Source organism: Pseudomonas taeanensis MS-3 (assembly GCF_000498575.2).
Lineage (GTDB): Bacteria > Pseudomonadota > Gammaproteobacteria > Pseudomonadales > Pseudomonadaceae > Aquipseudomonas > Aquipseudomonas taeanensis.
The window spans coordinates 1-20,733 of sequence record NZ_AWSQ01000002.1 but is presented as its reverse complement, the minus strand read 5'-3'; the positions used below and the strand labels follow the sequence as shown (position 1 = coordinate 20,733).

Sequence of the window (20,733 nt, the reverse complement as noted above, 5' to 3'; positions counted from 1 at the left end):
GTCCAAGGATATGGACGGATAGTGAGCCATCCGCCGATGAGCCCCACTCGCAGCTCGGCGGGGTTAGCCGACATTGAGTTCGTTGCTTAAAGGCCCATTTTTACAATCATCCAGACTGCCATGCCAACCACCATGAGGTTTTCCGTTAGCGAGATGAAACCGAGCGGTACGTTGCTGTCGCCGCCAACGCATGCACATTTAAGTTCGCGCTTGTCGATATAGACCGCCTTGAACACCGAGACGACGCGAACGGTAAGCAGTGTGCCGAATGCCGTCCAGCTTGCCGCGAGAGCCATCAGCACCGTCATTGCGATACAGCTATCACCGGCTGGTAAGTCACCGCCTCAGGATCACGAACGGATTTGCCGAAATGGAGTCTCAAGGCCACATATCCACCAACTCGCTTGCCCCCGATAAAAACCTGCGGTGTACTTTCGACGCCCGCGCGTGGTGGCTAAACGTTGGGCGACTTAAGCGGAACGCCTCTAAAGCGGAGCTTTGGAGACTGAAAAGGCAATGAGAGGCTTGCTCAGCCGTTGGCAGGATAGAACCATCAGGCAAGGTAAACAGAGAGGGACAGGTATATTTGCTAGCAAGGCAAAACATACATGCCCCTCAGGGTGCATATTAGAGCTTCCGATCCAACTCAGCAGCATACTTACTAAATGCAACCTGCATTATTTCCAACCAATTACTCTCCGTGGCAACCTGATAGCTATCAGACGCTTTCACGCTAATTTCTTTACTCTCAGTTGACGCACCGCCCTTGATCGCAATATCAGTAGAAATCTCCGTACTTAATGTGATCGCGAAGGCACCAGGATTCATCCAGGACCACAGCTTATTAATTTTAACGTCTGCAATGTATGTATTTTTCGTAATCAGTTCTTTGCTAGCGATTACAGTGTAACCTTTATTCACTAGCTCTTTACTAACTACAGATTCGATCAGCGTCTCAACTGTCTTACCCTCAGGCAAAAGAATATCCCCAAGCCCCTTGCCATATCCATTGCGTTTACGGCCAATAGCGCGTAGTTGAATCTTCATCCCTTGCGCCTCGCTTGGATCAAGTGATGGGGTATTAGGATTAGATGGCTTTACCTCGAACACTCGATTATCTGTAACCGAGTTAATATAAATTTCTTTGCCATTTTGATTAGACATAGCAGCGGGCGCGGCAACCGGAATATCTATAGTCGACCGACTCGTTGCACAGCCACTAACAAATAGCGCAGACACAATTGTTGCCGCGATTAGCAATCTTGATTTCATACCGACTCCTTTGGTTAGAACAGACTTCACTTTAGAATTTATAACGATTGCAAACAGGGAGACCGCTCTACTGTTTGGCCAACAACAAACCCATCCCATTTACGATCTACTGCAGAGCAAGGCGGCCCTCAAAAGCCATGCAGCACCAATCCCGGCCAGGAACGCTCTGGGCTCATGACAGCGGGTTACGGGCTGACTGCGATTGAATGCAGAACCCACCACACTACAAAGGAGCTCTGGAACGGCACCCACCAAGACAGGCGGCTTGCTAAGAAGATGCGATGTTCGAAAAGGGGATATTGCTTTGCTGCGGGTCATCCATGACTCCAACTAATCCATGGCACAGAGCCACTAGCGAGGGCGGATGATGCCGCAAAGACAGATTCTGGGAAACTAAAATAGGTGGCCACAACAGGCTGTTTTTCTGGAAAGCGCTGGGTTGGCGAGGCTCGAGGCAGGTTGAAAGCCCCGTTTCATGGGCTTATCTGGGACAGTGAATGGCAACTGTCAGGACGCATCAGGATTCAACCCTTTATTCGCGCTTCGGCGCCATCTGCGTGCCCAGCAGAAGCCCGCTGAAGATCAGCGCGCCGCCCAGCCAGTGGAACGGCTGCAGGCCCTCCCCCAGCAGCAACCAACCGAGCAGCGCGGTGAATACCGGCATCAGGTAGTTGGACAGCGCCGCCTTGGCGGCACCGAGTACGCGCACGCCGTGGTTCCAGGCCAGGTAGGCGACGAGCGAGGCAAACACGGCCGTATAGCCGATAGCGCCGAGGTTGCTCGGCGTGACGGCGAAACGGGCACCCTGGCTGAGTTCATACAGGTAGAACGGCAGGATCAATGGCACCCCGAGCAGCATCAGCACGCCTAACAAGCCCAAGGCTGGGATCGGCAGCAGGTACGTGGCCCAGCGCCGCAGCAGCAATGAATACAGCGCCCAGTCGGCCACGGCCAGAAGCATGATCAAGTCGCCACGATTAAATGCCAGCGTCGCCAGGCTAGCCCAGCTGCCCTGGGCGATCAGTATCAGCAGGCCAACGGCTGCCAGCCCCATACCCATCCAAGCGCGGCGCAGCGGCCATTCGCCCAGTAGCAGACCGGCGCCGATGAAGGTCATCAGCGGCAGGCAAGTGTTGACCAGGGTGATATTGATCGCCGCCGTGGTTTGCGCCGCACTATAGAGCAGTGAGTTGTAGGCACTGATGCCGCATGCGGCGAGCACCAGCAGGCGCCATCCCGCTTGACGCAACGCCGTGCGATGACGCCACACAGGCCCGATCGCGAACGGCAGCACCAGCAACAACGCCAGGCTCCAACGCCAGAAGGCCAGTGCAAACGGCGGTATGTCGTCGTGAAACGCTCGAGCGACCAAGGCGTTGCCCGACCAGCACAGCACGGCCAGCAGCAGGCCGAGCATCGCGAAGGTACGCGGGCTATTCATCGGGTTCAGTTCTGCCCGAGTGGACGCAGGCGGTATTGCGGCGGCAGTTGATCGAGACCGCTGACGGCCACATTGAGATCCTTCCAGCGGCCATCCTTGATGCCGTAAATACAGCCGTGCACCGACAGCGCCTGACCGCGGTGCCAGGCGTTCTGCACGATGGTGGTATGGCTGACGTTGGCCACTTGCTGGATCACGTTCAGTTCACACAGGCGATCGACCTGCTCACTCTCGGTCGGTAGCTGCGCCAGGTGTTGGCGATGCTCGTAATACAGATCGCGAATCGAGCGCAGCCAGCCATCGATCAGGCCGTACTGGTTGCTCTGCATCGAGGCCCGCACCCCGCCACAGCCGTAGTGACCGGTCACCAGTATGTGTTTGACCTTGAGCACATCGACCGCGTACTGGATCACCGACAGGCAATTGAGGTCGGTGTGCAGCACCACATTGGCGACGTTGCGATGAACGAACAGATCGCCTGGCAATAAACCGACGATCTCATTGGCCGGTACCCGAGCATCCGAACAGCCGATCCACAGGTATTCCGGCGTCTGCTGGCGGGCCAGCTTGGCGAAGAACTCCGGGTCCTCCTGAGTGATCGCCTCGGCCCAGCGCGCGTTGTTGTCGAAGAGGTGCTGTAAATCACTCATGCCGTCTGCTCCCAGAAATGCCGATGCGCACCATACGAAGCGCGCCTGGCCTTTGACAAGCCACATGGCACAACAGTCACAGCTAACAACCAGGCTAGCGCTCGCATCCCCGCCCAAGACCACCACGCTTTGCAGGCTTTTCGCTGACTAGTCCTGGCGCAGCGGGTCTACTCGTGACGGCTCTGCCCCAACTGTTACATTCGCAGGCAACTCGCCTTGTTCAGCGCGTCGGCGCCAACTACGCCTGAACAGCCACGCCATCCACCACAGTCCAGCCACTAGCAGCAGACTGGCGCCCAACTGCATCGGGCCGGCATAGCGGTACAGCTCCGATGGATACAGGCTGGGCTCGCGCAGCATGCGCTGTTCGGCCGCCGTGCCCTGGGTCGGGATATCGGCCAAGCCATCGCCATCGAGGTCCGGCAGACTGCGGATATGGTCGAGCAGCCCCTGCCATTCCTTGTATTCCTGCACACCGGGCTGCTGGGGATCGACATCGATCACCGCCGCCTTGATCTCCGCCAAGGGCTGGCCCTGGGCGTCCTTGGGTTGCACCTGCAGCAGGCCCTTGGACAGATCGGCGATCAGCCAGGTGAAACTGCCGACGTAGCTAGTGGCGCCGATGCTGTAGAGCCGATCAGACCGCATATCCAAGGCTTGATAGCCCTTGTCCGCATCACCGATCTCGATCCGACTGACCCGATCGAACGGCACGCGGTAGGGGTTGTAGCTGAACTTCACTCCGGACACGCGCGGGTAGTAGCTTTGGCTGTCGCGCAGCTGATAAGCCAGCAGCAACACTTCCAGAATGTTCTTCAATTCCTGGCCGGTGACGTACACCTTGATCAGCGGATAGCCCGGTGCGTCGTCGAATTCGCCGATGCCCAGCGGTGCGATGCGAAACAGATCCGAGACACTCTGCACGCCGCCCCGGCCCACAATCAGGTTGTCGCGGATGGTGCCGTTGCCGGTGAAGGCCAGGTCGCTGCCGGCGGCATGGCGCAAGGCATCGGTGACCAGGTTAGCCAGGATCGGATCGTCGTACTCCCGAGTCAGGGTCTGGTCGACCTTGGCCAGCGGCTGATCGAAGCGATAACCCTTGGGCGCCAGCATCTGCTGGTCGACCACCCGTTTGAAATCCTCCACCTCGGCGGTGATCGCCACATCACCTGCGGTCTGGTCATTCAGGGGGTGCAGGCTGTAGTCGAGCACCTGGCTATTGCCGTCGTCGTCCAGGCGCATGTGCAGTTCGCCCAGGTACTGGATTTCCGAACCGGCCTGCATCACCGGGGTGTGGCCATTGACCAGGATCGGCTGCGGCAGCGCGGTGTGCGAATGACCGCCGACCACGATGTCGATCCCCGGCACCTGCTCGACCAGTTCGACCTCCTCGCCGCGCCAGCTGCCATCGGCCTGCTGGGTCACGCCCATGTGCGACAGCAGGATCACCACCTCGGCGCCCTCCTCGCGCAGCTTCGCGACCATGAGTTTGGCGGTGGCCACCGGATCGGCAAAAATCGCCGGTTTGATCATCGGGCTGACCGCCACAGCGTTGCTGCCGAGCAGGCCGAACAGGCCGAAGCGAATGCCGCCCTTGTCGATCACCTTATAGGGCAGGATGCGTCCGGCGTCGTAGTGCGCCTGCAGACTGTCGTCCTCTTTGCGCGCGGGATCGAAGCGCAGGTTGCTGGAAAACAATGGCACCAGCGCATCGCCCTTGGCCTGGTGCGCAGCCGAGATCATCGCCGCCAATCCGGCCGGACGAATATCGAATTCATGGTTACCCAGGGTCGCGCCGTCGTAGCCCAACTCGCTCATCAGCCGCAGTTCACCGCCGATCTCGCGACTGACCGTGTGAAACAGCGTGCCCATGCTGAAATCGCCGCCATCGAGCAGCAGTACCGGTTGCGCCCCGGCTGCCGCGCGTCGCGTCTTGACCAGGGTCGCCAGACGGGCGACACCGCCGAGCGTGTCATCGTCATTCAGGCTGGCCGGGCTGTACTCGTTGTTCGGCCCGAAACCGAGCAGGCGCGATTGCCAGTCGTTGGTGTGCAGGATGGTGAAACTGCGCTCGGCGGCAGGCGCCAGGCCGGCCAGCAACAAGCAGCTGGCAGCGAGCCAGAAGCGGAGCAAACGCATCGCGATTCCTTAAGCGAATGGGACAATCAGCACCGCCTGGGTGAGCGGTGGGTTGGCCTGCAGTATGTGACAGGCCGTGCGCTGCAGCAGTGTCGGATCAGGCCGCACGCACTCGCCAATCGAGTCACTAGCTACGGAGGCTGCCACGCTGGGAATCTTTCGCGCCGACCGACGTCAACTTTACATAAGGGCAACACAGGGAACCGCAGATGTCGTCACCCACTCAGCGCAGCCGGCAAGCGGCCAGCAAACACCCGCACGAAGACCTCGATCTCGACTCAGCAGACGCTCAGGAGGATCTTCTGCAAGCCACCGAAGCTGACGAAGAACTGATCGAAGAGTTCGAGCACAGTCAGCGCCGCGAAGCCGGCTTGAGCGACGATGCCCCGCCGGGCCATGGCCCTGACAAGGATGATGTCGATCTCGAAGACCTGATCCACGAGGACGGTGCGCGTTCACCATTCGAGGAGGCCAGGGAGCGCTCAACAGACCATGGCATGGACGAGGACGCTGACATCCCCGACGAGGAAGCGGACACAGTCGAGCAATCCCAGAGTACGACGCGCGAGACACCCGGCGGCAGGGCCTAAGCAGTCAGTCGAGCAGGGTGCAGGCCATGACCAGCGCATCCTCGCGGCCACCGACCGCGGGGTAGTAATCACGCCGACGGCCGATTTCATTGAAGCCGTAACGTTCATACAGGCGGTAGGCCGACTGGTTGCTCGCCCGCACCTCGAGGAAGCACTCGCCGGCCTTGAGTTGTATGGCGCGCTGCATCAAATACTCCAGCAGACGCAAGCCTAGACCACGCCCCTGGCTCTCCGGTTTGACGGTGATATTCAGCAGGTGCGCTTCGTCGATGATCACGTTGATCACCCCGTGTCCAACCTGTTGGCTGCCCTCGAACATCATCCAGCAATCGTAAGACTTGATGCTGTCGAGAAAAGTACCGCGCGTCCATGGATGGCTAAAGGCGGCATATTCGACTTTCAGCACGGCATCGATATCCGCCTCGGTCATCGGGCGGAAGGAAATTGCATCACTCATTGCGGCTGACTCATCCAACGTTGGCGCACTCTGCGCATGGCCTGCCATAGCTCGGCCTTACGCTCCGGCTCGTCCATCAATAACTCCAACCCCGGCAGTGCCCAGGCCGCGCCCAAGCCCTCGATCTGCAATTCGCGGTTGTAGACCTCGGCATCGGCGTCGCCGGCAAAACGAATGGCCGGTAAGCCGACCAACCACAGGCAGGCGCAGGGTTCCTGCTCCTCCAGGCGGGCGCCGACAAAGCTCTGGATGAACTCCAGGGCGGCTGACGGGCCCTGGTCCATGTTGCCGCGCACCAACAACGGCCAGCGCACCGGTTCGCCGATCAGTTGCGGGCTGTCCGGCAGGTCGGCGGCGCGCAGCAAATCCTTGAGCAGCAGGTAGGAAGGGTCGCGGCTCTGGAAGGGTTCGCCCGTGGGCAACTCGACCAGCACTGCGCAAGCACCCGCACGCAGTAGCTGCAGGGCGAAACGCGGCGGTGGCGTGACAGCGGCCTTGACCACCGGTGTGGCCGCTTCCGCCGCGGCGTCGGCTGAGACAGTTTTTGCCTCGCGGGTGGCGACGCTGGGACGCGGCACCTCGATCTTTGGCCGCTCTTGCGCTGGTTTGCTGACCGACTCGCCCTGAGCCGGCGCGGCGCTCACCCGCGCAACTGGAACGTCCGCTGCTGGCACCTCAGGCACCGCCTCCTGCAACGGCTCGAGCAGTTCCGGACGTGAGGGGGCGGCGAACGGCAAGTCCACGCGCGGCAGCCAACTGGCTACCTGCATGGCACTCAAATAGGCGCGGCGGCGCAGCTCTGCAATCAAACGTCAGCCACTTGTGGATGGGCCTTCTGCCCGGCCTGCATCAGGTTCAGCGCATTGATATAGGCCTTGGCGGAGGCCACCAGAATGTCGGTATCGGCACCGTTACCGTTGACGATGCGCCCGCCCTTCTCCAAACGCACGGTCACCTCGCCCTGGGAATCGGTGCCCTGGGTGATGGCGTTGACCGAGTACAGCTGCAAGTTAGCGTTGGAGGTGGCAATCGACTCAATAGCCTTGAAGGTCGCATCTACCGGGCCAGAGCCTTGGGCACTGGCGCCCTGTTCGGCGCCGTCGACGCTGAGCACCAACTGGGCCTGCGGCACTGCACCGGTCTTACTGGCCACCTCCAGGCTGACCAGCTTGAAGTGCTCCGGTGCATCCTCGGCCAAGGTGTCGGAGACCAGTGCCTGCAGGTCTTCGTCGAATATCTCGTGTTTCTTGTCGGCCAGTTCCTTGAAACGGGCGAAGGCAGCGTTCAGCTCGGCGTCGCTGGCCAGGACGATACCCAGTTCGTCCAGGCGCGAACGGAAGGCGTTGCGCCCCGACAGCTTGCCCAACGACAGCTTGTTGGTGTGCCAGCCGACCGACTGCGCCGACATGATCTCGTAAGTCTCGCGGTGCTTGAGCACGCCGTCCTGATGGATGCCCGATTCGTGGGCGAAGGCGTTGGCACCGACGATGGCCTTGTTCGGCTGCACCGGAAAACCGGTGATGCCGGACACCAGACGCGAGGTACTGAGGATGTGCGGGGTGTCGATGCGCGTATGCACGCCGAGCAAGTCTTCGCGGGTCTTGATCGCCATGACGATCTCTTCCAGCGCCGCGTTGCCCGCACGCTCGCCGAGGCCATTGATGGTGCACTCGACCTGCCGCGCCCCCGCCACCACCGCGGCCAGCGAGTTGGCCACGGCCAGACCCAGGTCGTTGTGGCAGTGCACGGAAAACACCGCCTTGTCGGCATTGGGGATGCGATTGAGCAGCTGGCGGATGGTTTCGGCGTACTGGTGCGGGATCGCGTAGCCGACGGTGTCGGGAATATTGATGGTGCGCGCACCGGCGTCGATGGCCGCCTCGATGATGCGGCAGAGGAAGTCGAGCTCCGAGCGACCAGCGTCCTCACAGGAGAACTCGACGTCGCTGCACAGGTTACGCGCGCGCTTGACCGCGTGCACCGCCTGCTCGACCACCTGATCAGGCTGCATGCGCAGCTTGTACTGCATATGAATCGGGCTGGTGGCGATAAAGGTATGGATACGCCCGGAGTTGGCGCCGGCCAGCGCTTCGGCGGCGCGGTCGATATCGGCATCCACGGCACGCGACAGACTGCACACGGTGCTGTCCTTGATGCTGTCGGCGATCGCCTTGACCGCGGCGAAGTCGCCCGGGCTGGCGATGGCGAAGCCGGCCTCGATTACATCGACACGCAAGCGTTCCAGGGCCTTGGCAATGCGCAGCTTCTCTTCACCGGTCATGGACGCGCCGGGGCTCTGTTCGCCGTCGCGCAGGGTGGTATCGAAAATAATGACGCGGTCGTTGCTGCTCATGCTGATGTCCTCACGGAGTCGCCGTAGCACGCACCCGACGTTGGGGCGCATGTCGATAAGCGTCGATTGTCGCGTGAAATGCCGCGGGCGGGAAGCGCGGTGCAGCGGCACAGTCTAAGTGCCTGCGGCAAACGGCGTACACAAGCCGTCCCATCGACGTGATGGACGCCTTTTTAGGATGGGTTGAGCCTGCGATACCCATCAATTCGCCGCCGACCGATTAATACCCTGATGGGTATCGCTGCGCTCAACCCATCCTACGATCTGTGTCAGAAAGCAAAACGCCCACCAAAATGGCGGGCGTTAGGCTGATCGAGCGAGCTAGAGTCATGCAAGGCAAAAACAGACGAGGAAGCGGAGTGTACTTTTGTACATAAGCATTACTCGCTCCGCTCGCCCTTCGGGCCGGTCTAAAGAACGTTCGGTGGCAAGCCACCGTCCGACTCTGTTTTTAACGCAGCAGGGCCGACGCGCAACCGATCAGAGGGCCTGATCCCAGGGGCGGTCGCCATTGGCGTCCTTGACCCGGGTCGGCAGGCCCATCACATCGAGCAGCTTGAGGAACGGCGCGGCCGGCATCTCCTCGACGTTGGCCATGCGCGCCACGTCCCAGTCGCCACGGGCGACCAGCAGCGCAGCCGCGACTGGCGGTACGCCGGCAGTGTAGGAAATGCCCTGGCTGTCAGTCTCGACATAGGCGTCCTTGTGGTCGGCGACATTGTAGATGAACACCTCGGCCGGCTTGCCGTCTTTGCTGCCTTTGATCAGATCACCGATGCAGGTCTTGCCGCTGTAGCCTGGGGCCAGAGAGGCCGGGTCCGGCAGTACCGCCTTGACCACTTTCAGCGGCACGACTTCGAGGCCTTCGGCGGTTTTCACCGGCTGCTCGGAGAGCAGGCCAAGGTTGTTCAGCACGGTGAACACATTGATGTAGTGCTCACCGAAACTCATCCAAAAACGCACATTGGGTACGTTCAGGTGTTTGGACAGGGAATGCACTTCGTCATGCCCGGTCAGGTACAGACTCTGCTCACCGACTACCGGCAGGTCATCGGTGCGCTTGACTTCAAACATGCTGTTGCTGGTCCACTGGCTGTTCTGCCAGCTCCAGACTTGGCCGGTGAATTCACGGAAATTGATTTCCGGATCGAAATTGGTAGCGAAGTACTTGCCGTGAGAACCGGCGTTGACGTCGAGGATGTCGATCGACTCGATGCTGTCGAAGTACTGCTGTTGCGCCAATGCGGCATAGGCATTGACCACACCCGGATCGAAACCGACGCCGAGGATGGCGGTCACGCCTTTTTCCTGGCATTCGGCCAGGTTTTTCCACTCATAGTTACCGTACCAAGGTGGCGTTTCGCAGACCTTGCCCGGCTCTTCGTGAATGGCGGTGTCGAGGTAGGCCGCACCAGTGTCCATGCAGGCGCGCAGCACCGACATATTGAGGAAGGACGAACCCACATTGATGACGATCTGCGATTCGGTTTCGCGGATCAGTGCCTTGGTTGCTTCTATGTCCAGCGCATTCAGGGCATAGGCCTTGATCTCGGCCGGCTGCTTGAGGCTGCCTTTGGCCTGAACGCTGTCGATGATGGCCTGGCATTTGGAGATGTTGCGCGACGCGATGGCAATACGACCGAGTTCGTCGTTGTGCTGCGCGCACTTGTGGGCCACCACCTTGGCGACACCTCCTGCACCAATGATCAGAACATTCTTCTTCAATTTCTTTATCTCTCCTTACACTGCCAGCTGTCAGGACAGGCTGGACAAGTAGTCATCAAAACCAAATTCACGCACTACCTCGACGCTACCGTCGAGCTGTCGCACTGCAATGGCCGGCATTTTCAAGCCGTTGAACCAGTTTTTCTTGACCATGGTGTAGCCTGCCGCGTCGATAAACGACAAACGATCGCCGATGGTCAGCGGACGATCGAACTGGTACTCACCAAAGATATCCCCGGCCAGACAGGACTTGCCGCACACCATGTAGCTGTGCTCGCCATCGCAGGGGGCCATCTTGGCGTCAAGCCGGTAGATCAGCAGATCGAGCATGTGCGCCTCGATTGAGCTGTCGACGACGGCCAGATTCTTGCCATTGAACAGCGTGTCGAGCACCGTGACTTCCAGCGAGGAACTCAGGGTGATCGCCGCCTCACCCGGCTCCAGGTAGACCTGCACGCCGAAGCGTTCGGCGAAGGCTTTGAGCCGCGCGCAAAACTGATCCAGCGGATAGCCTTCACCGGTGAAGTGGATGCCGCCGCCCAGACTGACCCACTGCACTTGATGCAGCAGATGGCCGAAGCGCTCTTCGATGGTGCTCAGCATCTGATCGAACAGCTCGAAGCTGCCGTTCTCGCAGTTGTTGTGAAACATGAAGCCGGAAATCTTATCCATCACCGTGGCGATCTTTTCCGGGTCCCACTCGCCCAGACGGCTGAACGGGCGCGCCGGGTCGGCCAGCAGGTAATCGGAGCTGCTCACCTGCGGGTTGACGCGCAGACCGCGTACCTTGCTCGCCGAAGCGTCGGCGAAGCGCTCGAGCTGACCGATGGAGTTGAAGATGATCTTGTCGCAGTTGGCCAGCATCTCGTCGATTTCGTCGTCGGCCCAGGCCACGCTGTAGGCATGGGTCTCGCCGGCGAATTTCTGCCGGCCAAGCTTGAGCTCGTACAACGAGGAGGAGGTAGTGCCGTCCATGTACTGCTGCATCAGGTCGAATACCGACCAGGTGGCGAAACACTTGAGGGCCAGCAACGCCTTGGCACCGGACTGTTCGCGGACATAGGCAATCTTTTCCAGATTACCCAGCAGCTTTTGCTTGTCGATGAGGTAGTAAGGCGTCTTGATCATCTGTGTACCTATGCAAGGTCTGCCGGCAGGAAATCAGTTGTACTGACCCCTCCCCAAAAAGTGGAGGCGAATTGTGCAGATAACTGGCACATATCGAAAGAGCAATGGCGATATTTCGTCGATTCCGCGACCGTTGGCAACGCATTGATACAACTCACCGATAGTCGGCAGCCACAATCTGGCCGATGAGAGGATGAGCGAATGGGGTTACAGGGGTATGACCTGTGGTTAAGCAGGTCGCACTTCAGATTGAGACGGATGCTGATAGGGACGTCCTGCGGTTCACCCGCACCATACCGGCAGGAGAACCAGAACAGACGATGACTGACACTCAAGTCTTTGCAGCCCCATGCAGTACAATCCGCGTTTTTCTTGATTAAGCGATCGGCCCCTCGATGATCGACCCCAAGCGCGTACTGCGCGCCCTTGCCGAACACTGGACCTTGCTCGAACCGCTCTGCGAGCATTTCGATAGCGGTACCCTGAGCCTGGTCGAACTGCGCAATCAGCTCAGCGCGCAGTTGCCCGACAGCACGCCGGTGGACATCACCGCCCTGCTCGACCAATGGATCCGCCTGGACATTCTGGTGCCGGTGGCCAAGAGCCCCAACCGCTTCGAGCTGAACGCGCAGATCCACGACTTCCTCGCCTACCTGCGCCGCGAGCACCGCCTGGGCCTGTGCCTGGAGATCGAGGCCTACCTGCGCCATCTCGAACGCCTGGCCGGTTATATCCAGGATGCCTTCGAGGTACGCGACGCCAGCGACCTGGCGCGTCAGCTGCGTCTGCTCGATATGCGTGTGCGCGACGTGTTGAAGAAACTGGCCAACGACGAACAGGCGCTGGTGGCAGTGGCCGAACGGGCCAAGACCAGCGATCGGCAGATTCCCCTGCGTCAGCGCTACGCCGAGGTGTTGGCCACCTGGGATGAATACGTCGAACCGATGATCCAGCTGGTCGCCGCCGACGGCGCCTTCGAGCAGGGCGTGTACCGCGTCGAACATGTACTGCTGCGCCTGCTCGGCGAGCAGCAACGCCTCGGTCAGCTGGTCGACGACGATCTGCTGCTGCGCACCCACGCACGCATCCTGGAAATGCAGACCACCGCCCAGCTGACCCTGCGCCGCGCCCGCGAGCTGTTGCTGCCGCTGCGCGAGGAAGCCCGTCGGCACAACGCCGTGACCCGCGGCGCTGCCCTGGCCCTGGCCGCCATCCGCCGCAAAGGCCTGGACGCCGTGCCACAGGCGGCCCTGCCCTTGTTCAGTCGACCGCAGAGCACCTTCCTCGGCAGCGCCTCGCAAGTCGAGGCCTACGTCTATGCACTGGCGCGCTTCCAGCCGAAACCGGCGCAGTTCCCCAAAGCCAGCGCCACACGCAAGGGTGAAGCGCCGCGTGCGCCACGCACCGCCCGCGAGATGCTCGAGCGCTGCCAGCAGGCCCTGCCGCTGCCGGACCTGATGCTCTGGCTGCTGGAGCAGGAACCGGAAGGCGCTACCGACGAGTTGCTCTACTGGTTCTCCCGCCTGTCACGCGACGCGCGCTTCCAGCGTGAGCGCCTGCAGCGTCGCGACTACCTGACCGTCGAGCATCAGCTCAGTCTGAGCTCATTCGCCCTGATCAAAAGCCTTACGGCCCCCGATAAAGCCGAGAAGAACCCTGTATGAACCTCGACCTCTCCGAACTGAGCCAGCTGGCGCCGATTTTCCGCGAGCTGTTCAAGGGCTATCACGTCAGCCGCCGCGACCCCGAACTCTATGCCCAGCTGTCCAACCAGCAGGATCAGTACCGCGCACTGTTCAAGGCGCTCGGCTTCGAGCTGGTCTGCGACCCGCGCGGCTTCTATTACTTCGTCCCCGAACAGATGGGCGCACAGGTCAACAAGACCGCTCAACGCCTGGCGCTGTTCACCTTCATCCTGGTCGAACACCTCGCCGACCAGGGCCGTGATCCGCTGGCCGTGCTCGATGGCGGCAGTATCGGTCGCGACGAACTGCCGGCGCTGCTGGAGAAATACCGCGACCTGTTCGTCCAGGCCGAAGTCACCACCCAGGATGAGTTGGAGGAGAAAGTCATGCGTCGCCTCGGTCAACTGGGCTTCGCCAGCGAAGACAACGGCATCTACCGCTTTCTCGCGCCAATGCATCGCTTCCTCGACGTCTGCCTGTCCGTGCAGCAGGATCGCGACCTCGCCGCCACGCTGCACAGTGACCTGCCGCTGCCCTCCCCGCAGCTGATCGACGACGAGCCCGAGGACGAGATCATCAGTCTGGCACTGGATGAGCCTGAGCTTTCCGAAGAAGACGCCCTGGCCCGCGCCATGGCCGAAGAACGCACGCAACAGGAGATCGAAGCATGAGCCAGGAACGCTACGGCATCCGCCGCTTCGCCCTGCTGAATACCGCCGGCTACAGCCTCGGGCTGTTCCCCCTGGAACACCCGCTGTCGGTCTACGGCGCCAACAACCTGGGCAAGAGCGCCTCGATCAACGCCCTGCAGTTCCCGATTCTGGCGCGCATGTCGGACATGAGTTTCGGCAAGTACAGCCTGGAGCAATCACGCAAGTTCTACTTCGCCTCGGATACCAGCTACATCCTGGTGGAAGTCGCTTTACCCCACGGCCCCCATGTGATCGGCGTGGCCGGGCGCGGTCCGGGTGGCGGCTTCGGTCACCAGTTCTTCGCCTACGCCGGCGAGCTGGACCTGGCCCACTACCAGAAGAACGACACCTGCCTGCGTCAGCGCGAGCTGTTCAGCAATCTCGAGCGCGAAGGCATCAAGGCCTACGAACTGAAACCCGAAGAACTGCGCCGCCTCCTGGTGGGCGGGCACACCTCGGTGCCACTCGACCTGACCCTGATTCCGCTGCGCTCGACCAGCGAACAGAGCCTGAAGACCTTCCGCGCGCTGTTCATCAACCTGTTGCACATGCGCGAAATCACCGCGGCCAAGCTCAAGCAGCTGTTCCTCGACGCCTTTGAACACAGCCTGCGCTCCGGCAGCGTCGACTACATCGCCGCCACCGAAGAAGCCTTCCGCGATGTGCGCCGCATGGAGCAGGATTATCAGGCCCTGGTCGGCGCCGGGCCGCTGATCGAAGCGCTGTCCGCCGGTGTGGCCCAGCGCGAGCACCTGCGTGGCAAGCTGCACCGCCTCTCGCCACTGCTCGACTCCTTGCTCGGCACCTGGCAGGACTATGCCAGCGCACGCCGTGAGGAGCTGGTGATCCAGGCCGAGCACTACCGCGGCGAGCAGGATGGCCTGCAGCAGGAACAACGCGGCGGCACTCAGGAGCTGATGCGCCTGGAGCGCGAAATCAGCGAGGTTCAACGCTGGCTCGGCGAACTGGCGGTGCTGAAGAACCGCTTCGCCCTGGTCGAGAATGCCCAGGTGCTGGAAGCCCAGCTGCTGGCTGCCAAGGACGCCCATGACGAGTTGGCTGGCGCCCTGGCGCAATCGCGGCAGTTCTCCAGCGAGGATCTCGACGAGCGCCTGCGCGACCTGGAGAAACGCCTGAAGTCGATCAAGCAGCAACTCGAGCATGCCGACAACAACAGCTACGCCAGGCTGCGCGAGGAATTCTCGCAACAAGACGTCGACCGCCTGATGCGCCTGTTCAACGGCCAGCTGTTCAGCCTGCCGTTGGGCGACAAGGGCATCCAGTTGGATGACGGCAACGCCTGGGTTCGCTCCCTGGAAGCCGTGCTGGATAGTTTCAAGGGCGAGCGCTTCGAAGCCCCCGGCCTGTCCATCGACCTCGCTCACATCGAGCCACCCGCCCTGCAGGCCCTGGCCGACCGCGCCGCCCTGCGCGATCAAAAAGACCGCCTGGAGCGTGAATACAAACAACTGAAGACCCAGCAGACAGTGGCGGCCGACCGGGCCGCGAGCAAGGCGCAGACTGAGCAGCTGTACCAAGCCGTGCTGGATGCGCAGAAGGCCCTGGAGGACTTCCGTCGCAGCCAGACTCTCTCCGTTGAGGAGGCCGACAAACTGGAGCGACTGGCGCAACTGGAAGCCGCCCAGGACGAACTGACACGCGCCAGTGATGCCTTTACCGAACGGGTCCAGCAACTTTCCGCCAAGCTGCAACTGATCGGTCGCCAACTCGCCGACCTGGAAGCCAAACAGCGCACCTTGGAAGACGCCTTGCGTCGCCGCCAACTCTTGCCGGCCAATCTGCCGTTCGGCACCCCCTTCACCGACCCGGTCGATGACTCGCTGGACAACCTGCTACCGCTGCTCAACGACTATCAGGACGCCTGGCAGGGCTTGCAGCGCATCGACGGGCAGATCGAGGCGCTGTATGCCCAGGTGCGTCTAAAGGGTGTGGCCAAATTCGACAGCGAGGACGACGTCGAGCGTCGTCTGCACCTGCTGGTGAATGCCTACGCGCATCGCCAGGATGAAGCCCTCACCCTGGCCAAGGCACGTCGCGCGGCGGTCACCGATATCGCCCGGACCCTGCGCAATATCCGCAGCGATTACGACAACCTGGAACACCAGTTGGCGCTGTTCAACCGCGAGATCAACAAGCGCCAAGTGTCCAATCTGGAAAGCTTCCGCATCGTTCTCGCACCGAACAAGGAGGCGCTCAAGCATATCGATCAGATCATCCACAGCGCCGGTCAGTACGAGGAAGGCGAGACCTTCTCGGTGTTTGACTTGCAGCAGAGCGGCGATCAGGACGTGAAGAACGAGGAAGCCAAGGAGTACCTGGCACGGCTGGTGGCAGCCAACCATAACCAGCTGGGGCTCAAGGACCTGTTCGAACTGGCCTTCGAGATCACCAAGGTCGGCGGCACCCCGGTGATCCACACCGACATCGACGGTGCGGCCAGTAACGGTACGACCATGACCATCAAGGCGCTGACCAACATGTACCTGCTGTTGCACCTGATGGATCGTGAGCAGGCCGGACGCGTACGCCTGCCCTACTACCTCGACGAAGCGGCGGACATCGACGAACGCAACCAGCAGGCACTGATCGAAACCAGCCTGCAACTCGGTTTCGTGCCGATTCTGGCCTCAGTGAAACCGCAGGTTTCCGCACACGTGGCGATCGACCTGGAAGGTGGCAGCGGCCCTGACGGCATCTACATCGACGAAGCCGACTGGAAGTTCATCAAGCCTCGCGAGCCCGCCAAGGCCAAACCAATGGCCGCGACTCTGGAGACCAGCGAGCTGGTTTAATTTTTCCGCCATACGCCACATATAGTAGGGGCCGCAAATGCGGCCCCTACTATATGTGCGCCTCTTTTAGGGCAAGGCAATCTTCGGCGCCCAGCGCAACCAGGCTTCCTGTGGATCCTCGAACAGGGCAAAGGTCTGTCCGGGCTTGGCCTGCATGCCCATGTCCTCCTGTTCTGGCGTCGCGAACGCCACCCCGCCTTCGACAATGGTTTCCAAGGACTCGGCACGCACCTGCACGCCTTTGAACAAGCCGGCATCGACACCGACTCCCGAGGTGTTCCAGAAACGGCTGCCGGTATGCACTAAAGTCATATAGCGCGGCTCGATCAGGATATGGATCAGCACCCGATCCGCCGTTGGCCCGAGCTCATAGCCCGTGACCTTGCCAACCGGAACCTCGCGATAGGTCACCGGCACACCGGCTTTCAACGAACTGCGTTGCGCCGCACTGAGCACCAGACGCAATCCGGCAGAAGGTGCAACCTTGTTCGGCGGTTGCGCCAGGGCGATGAACTGGGTCTGTTTAGCGCTCAGCTTGTCCGCCGGTAACACCTCCAGATATTGGCCCGTGACCAAGGTCTCCAGGTTCTCCACCCGGGTCAGACTCAACTCCGGCTTGACCACCCAGAACTGCGTACCGGCGCGCGCAATCTGCTGACTGGCCTGGGTGATGCGCGCATGCAACAGCAGCGCTTGCAGGTCCTCGGTCAGCTCGATACGTTCGACTTTGCCAACTTCTAATCCCTTGTAGCGAATGGCGGTGCCGGGACTCAGTCCATCAACCCTATCCAGCCGAATAGTGATGGCCTCGCCACCTTGCAAGGCAATCTCGCGACTCTCATGCAAATTAAACTGCAGCAGCTTCTTGGGCGTCTTGGCCGCCTGAGGGTCCGGGGTTTCGAAGGCCACACCACCCGCCAGCAAGGTTTGCAGCGACTCACTCTTCACCTCGACGCCGGACAAGCCGCCCTTGAGCGTGATGCCACTGGCATTCCAGAAGCGCGTGCTGCTGTTGACCAAGTGGGCATACTCCGGCTCAATGTACGCCGCGAACAGCATTCTCTGGTTATCACTTGCCAGCTGAACACTCTGCACCGAACCGACCTTGAGCTGGTGAAACAGCACAGGGCTGCCTACCTCCAACGAACCCAGATTATCGCTGAACAACTCCAGGTGCTGCCCAGGCGCACTCAGGTCCATCGGTGGTGCCTTCGCTCGTCCTTCGAACACACGCTTGGCCTTGCCGCCCTTCTTGCCCGGACGCACAGCGATATAGTTGCCTGAGACCAGCGCTTCCAGCCCCGAGATTCCGGAGAGGGAGATCGAGGGTTTGACCGTCCAGAACTCGGTTCCTTCGACCAGATAGTCTTCGACCCGCGGGTCCAGTGTCAGCTCAGCCGTGGCACTTGCCAGATCCTCGTTGACCGTCAGGGTCTTTACGCTGCCGGCCTTGATCCCGTTGTACAACACGGCGGAGCGACCAGCCTTAAGCCCGGCAAAATCGCTCAGATTAACCAGAACCTTGATTCCAGACTGCGCCGCCTCAAAGTCCTCATATAGACGAAACGGCTTGCTTGGATCGGTCGCGGGGCTGTCCTTGCGGTACTCCGGCGTAGCGAAAGCGATGCCGCCCGCCACGATGCTGGCCAGCGACTCGCTGCGCAACTTGATGCCCGATAAGTCGGCATCGATAGTGATCCCGCTGACATTCCAGAAGCGCGTATGTTTGCGCACCAGGCTGGCATAAGCCGGCTCGACATACACCTTCACCTCGATCGTGCTCTGGTCCTCGCCCAGCGCGTAGCTCTTAACCCGACCAACCTGGATCTGCTTGTAGAACACCGGGCTGTCGCGGTTCAGAGAGCCCAGGCGCTCGGCCTTCAAGGTCAGGTGCAGTCCAGGGCGATCATCCGACAGCGGCGGCGCCTCGGGTAGCGCTTTGAACTTGTAAGTCGGCTCACCCTCACCTGGGCTGACAGCGATATAGTTACCCGAGACCAATGCCTCCAGGCCAGTAATCCCGGCCAAGGTCACGCTCGGCTTGACCAACCAGAATCGCGTTTCGGCACGCAGATGCGACTCGACATCGTTACTCATTTCCAGGGTTGCGATCACCCCACGCTGACTCTCACTGCGGTCCAGGGCCAGTCGCTTGACCTTGCCGATCGACATCCCCTTATAGATCACCTCGGTTTTACCGGCCTGAATACCTTCCCCACTCTCGAAAATCACCTGGATCTCGACCCCGGCCTGGCTATAGGCGCGCCAGCCCAGCCAACCACCAATCAACAGGGCAATCAGGGGCAGGACCCATATGGCCGACCAGTTGGACACCGGGCGTTTCTTTGCCAGGGGCAGATCACTCATGGTCGTCTTCCGACTCCGTATTATCCCAAATCAAACGTGGGTCAAAGGTTAAGGCAGCCAGCATGGTCAGAATCACCACACTGGCAAAGGCGACGGCGCCCATACCCGGCTCGATACTCGCCAGGGCGCCAAAATTGACCACCGTCACCAGAATGGCGATGACAAAGATGTCCAACATTGACCAGCGGCCGATCCACTCGATAAAGCGGTACATCAAAATCCGCTGCTTCGCCGACATGGGCTGATGTCGCTGCACTGAATAGAGCAGCAACGCAATGCCAACCAGCTTGAAGGTCGGCACCAGAATACTGGCGATGAATACCACGGCCGCAATCGGCAGCATGCCATGGTTCATCAACTCCACCACTCCGGACATGATGGTGTCCGATTGTCCTTTTCCCAGCGAGTTGACAGTCATGATCGGCAGCAGGTTGGCCGGGATATACAGGATCGCCGCAGTCAGTAGCAACGCCCATGTACGCGCCAGACTGTTAGGTCGACGTGCATGCAGGAGCCCACCGCAACGTGAACAATACTGCTTGCCCGAGCTCGCCGCCTGGCGATTCAGTTGGTGGCATTCGTGGCAGAGGATAAAACCGGCATCAATCGCGCGCATGCTCATCCTCCCCCGACAAGGCTTGCCAAATCTGATGCGGTGACATGGTCACCTCCAGCCAGACCTGAGTCAGCAGTAGCGCAATAAAACACAGTAAGCCCAGGCCCAGGCTGAGGTCTGCCAGATCAGCCAATTTAACCATGGCGACCAGAATACCCATCAGATAGACCTCAAGCATGCCCCAGTCACGCAGGTGGTGATAGATGCGGTATAGCAATAAGCCATAGCCACGGCCAAAATCCAGACGAATGCTCAACAACACCGCGAGCTGACACAGCAACTTGAGCAGGGGCACGGCCATGCTGCAGAGAAAAACCACCACGGCGACGCCCTGCATACCGCTGTCATACAAACCGAGCACCCCACTCCACAGCGTATCCTCGGTCGTTTGTCCCAACAGATTGAGCCGCATGATCGGCAAGAAATTGGCAGGGACATAGAGCAACAAGGCAGCAATCACCAACGCCAGGCTACGGCGTACTACCTGATGGCGATAGGTATACAGCTCATAACCACAACGTGGGCATTCCACGCGCTCACCCTCCGTGCAATCTGGTTTGCGCATCAACAGATCACACTCGTGGCAGGCAATCAGCGCCTCTATTGGCAGCTCCGGCATTGTCTGAGGGTCGGCCGAATCACTCATAAACGGGCTCTCTGAAAGATGTGCCTATTCTAGACGAGCAGTACACCGAACTGTGGAGTAGGCGGCCACAGGCAGCGATGTCCGTTGCAATCCATGACGCTCGGCGACGTCTACTCACTTGCCTATCAACGCCCTGCGAGTATTTCTGGCACGCAAAGA

General features: G+C 60.5%; 17 protein-coding genes. 4 read left to right on the top strand and 13 right to left on the bottom strand.

All coding sequences use genetic code 11. The features are described 5' to 3' along the window. Window positions 1-86: 86 nt before the first annotated feature. From TMS3_RS26155 to TMS3_RS08195, 5 genes are all read right to left on the bottom strand, one after another. Window positions 87-308 carry a hypothetical protein gene (locus TMS3_RS26155; RefSeq protein ID WP_051394209.1) on the bottom strand — a complete coding sequence of 74 codons (222 nt, stop codon included), beginning with the start codon at window positions 306-308 and terminating at the stop codon, window positions 87-89. A gap of 319 nt (window positions 309-627) precedes the next feature. Further along, on the bottom strand, window positions 628-1,272 hold the full coding sequence (locus TMS3_RS08210; protein ID WP_025164784.1) for a YajG family lipoprotein: 645 nt from the start codon (window positions 1,270-1,272) through the stop codon (window positions 628-630). A gap of 532 nt (window positions 1,273-1,804) precedes the next feature. Next, entirely contained in the window at window positions 1,805-2,713 is a 909-nt protein-coding gene (locus TMS3_RS08205) for a DMT family transporter (RefSeq protein WP_025164783.1), read from the bottom strand. A gap of 5 nt (window positions 2,714-2,718) precedes the next feature. Further along, window positions 2,719-3,363, bottom strand: a complete 645-nt coding sequence (gene can / locus TMS3_RS08200; RefSeq protein WP_025164782.1) for a carbonate dehydratase — start codon at window positions 3,361-3,363, stop codon at window positions 2,719-2,721. Window positions 3,364-3,510: 147 nt separating this feature from the next. Beyond that, on the bottom strand, window positions 3,511-5,502 hold the full coding sequence (locus TMS3_RS08195) for a bifunctional metallophosphatase/5'-nucleotidase (protein ID WP_025164781.1): 1,992 nt from the start codon (window positions 5,500-5,502) through the stop codon (window positions 3,511-3,513). A gap of 209 nt (window positions 5,503-5,711) precedes the next feature. Between TMS3_RS08195 and TMS3_RS08190 the strand changes: the two genes are divergently transcribed. Then, complete coding sequence (locus tag TMS3_RS08190) at window positions 5,712-6,092, top strand: hypothetical protein (RefSeq protein ID WP_025164780.1); 381 nt, start codon at window positions 5,712-5,714, stop codon at window positions 6,090-6,092. 4 nt (window positions 6,093-6,096) lie between these two features. Here the strand turns inward: TMS3_RS08190 and rimI are convergent, their stop codons facing one another. The 5 genes from rimI to TMS3_RS08165 all read right to left on the bottom strand — a co-directional run bounded on the left by rimI (window position 6,097) and on the right by TMS3_RS08165 (window position 11,755). Continuing rightward, the gene (gene rimI / locus TMS3_RS08185) at window positions 6,097-6,549 is read right to left on the bottom strand and encodes a ribosomal protein S18-alanine N-acetyltransferase (protein WP_025164779.1); all 453 of its coding nucleotides are present in this window, start codon (window positions 6,547-6,549) and stop codon (window positions 6,097-6,099) included. After that, a complete protein-coding gene (locus TMS3_RS08180; RefSeq protein ID WP_025164778.1) occupies window positions 6,546-7,358 on the bottom strand; it encodes a hypothetical protein in 813 nt (270 codons plus the stop codon). Before TMS3_RS08180 ends, rimI begins: the two co-directional genes overlap by 4 nt. Further along, the gene (locus tag TMS3_RS08175; protein ID WP_025164777.1) at window positions 7,355-8,902 is read right to left on the bottom strand and encodes a 2-isopropylmalate synthase; all 1,548 of its coding nucleotides are present in this window, start codon (window positions 8,900-8,902) and stop codon (window positions 7,355-7,357) included. Before TMS3_RS08175 ends, TMS3_RS08180 begins: the two co-directional genes overlap by 4 nt. 480 nt (window positions 8,903-9,382) lie before the next feature. Next, a complete protein-coding gene (locus tag TMS3_RS08170; protein ID WP_025164776.1) occupies window positions 9,383-10,627 on the bottom strand; it encodes a saccharopine dehydrogenase family protein in 1,245 nt (414 codons plus the stop codon). Window positions 10,628-10,657: 30 nt separating this feature from the next. Further along, complete coding sequence (locus TMS3_RS08165) at window positions 10,658-11,755, bottom strand: carboxynorspermidine decarboxylase (RefSeq protein WP_025164775.1); 1,098 nt, start codon at window positions 11,753-11,755, stop codon at window positions 10,658-10,660. Between the two features lie 395 nt (window positions 11,756-12,150). Here TMS3_RS08165 and mksB point away from each other — a divergent pair, with 395 nt between their 5' ends. The 3 genes from mksB to mksF are packed head-to-tail and all read left to right on the top strand — an operon-like array spanning window position 12,151 to window position 16,945. Next, on the top strand, window positions 12,151-13,419 hold the full coding sequence (gene mksB / locus TMS3_RS08160) for an Mks condensin complex protein MksB (RefSeq protein ID WP_025164774.1): 1,269 nt from the start codon (window positions 12,151-12,153) through the stop codon (window positions 13,417-13,419). Further along, the gene (mksE, locus tag TMS3_RS08155) at window positions 13,416-14,111 is read left to right on the top strand and encodes an Mks condensin complex protein MksE (RefSeq protein WP_025164773.1); all 696 of its coding nucleotides are present in this window, start codon (window positions 13,416-13,418) and stop codon (window positions 14,109-14,111) included. The genes mksB and mksE overlap by 4 nt, the downstream gene beginning before the upstream one ends. Beyond that, window positions 14,108-16,945 (top strand): Mks condensin complex protein MksF, encoded by a 2,838-nt coding sequence (mksF, locus tag TMS3_RS08150; protein ID WP_025164772.1) that lies wholly within the window; start codon window positions 14,108-14,110, stop codon window positions 16,943-16,945. Before mksE ends, mksF begins: the two co-directional genes overlap by 4 nt. Before the next feature lie 66 nt (window positions 16,946-17,011). Here mksF and TMS3_RS08145 read toward each other — a convergent pair whose 3' ends face one another. Genes TMS3_RS08145 through TMS3_RS08135 form a run of 3 tightly spaced genes read right to left on the bottom strand, consistent with a single transcriptional unit; the run spans window position 17,012 to window position 20,574 of the window. Continuing rightward, window positions 17,012-19,312, bottom strand: a complete 2,301-nt coding sequence (locus TMS3_RS08145; protein WP_025164771.1) for a PqiB family protein — start codon at window positions 19,310-19,312, stop codon at window positions 17,012-17,014. Beyond that, window positions 19,305-19,928, bottom strand: a complete 624-nt coding sequence (locus TMS3_RS08140; RefSeq protein ID WP_025164770.1) for a paraquat-inducible protein A — start codon at window positions 19,926-19,928, stop codon at window positions 19,305-19,307. Before TMS3_RS08140 ends, TMS3_RS08145 begins: the two co-directional genes overlap by 8 nt. Next, window positions 19,915-20,574 (bottom strand): paraquat-inducible protein A, encoded by a 660-nt coding sequence (locus TMS3_RS08135; RefSeq protein WP_025164769.1) that lies wholly within the window; start codon window positions 20,572-20,574, stop codon window positions 19,915-19,917. Before TMS3_RS08135 ends, TMS3_RS08140 begins: the two co-directional genes overlap by 14 nt. Window positions 20,575-20,733: the final 159 nt, after the last annotated feature.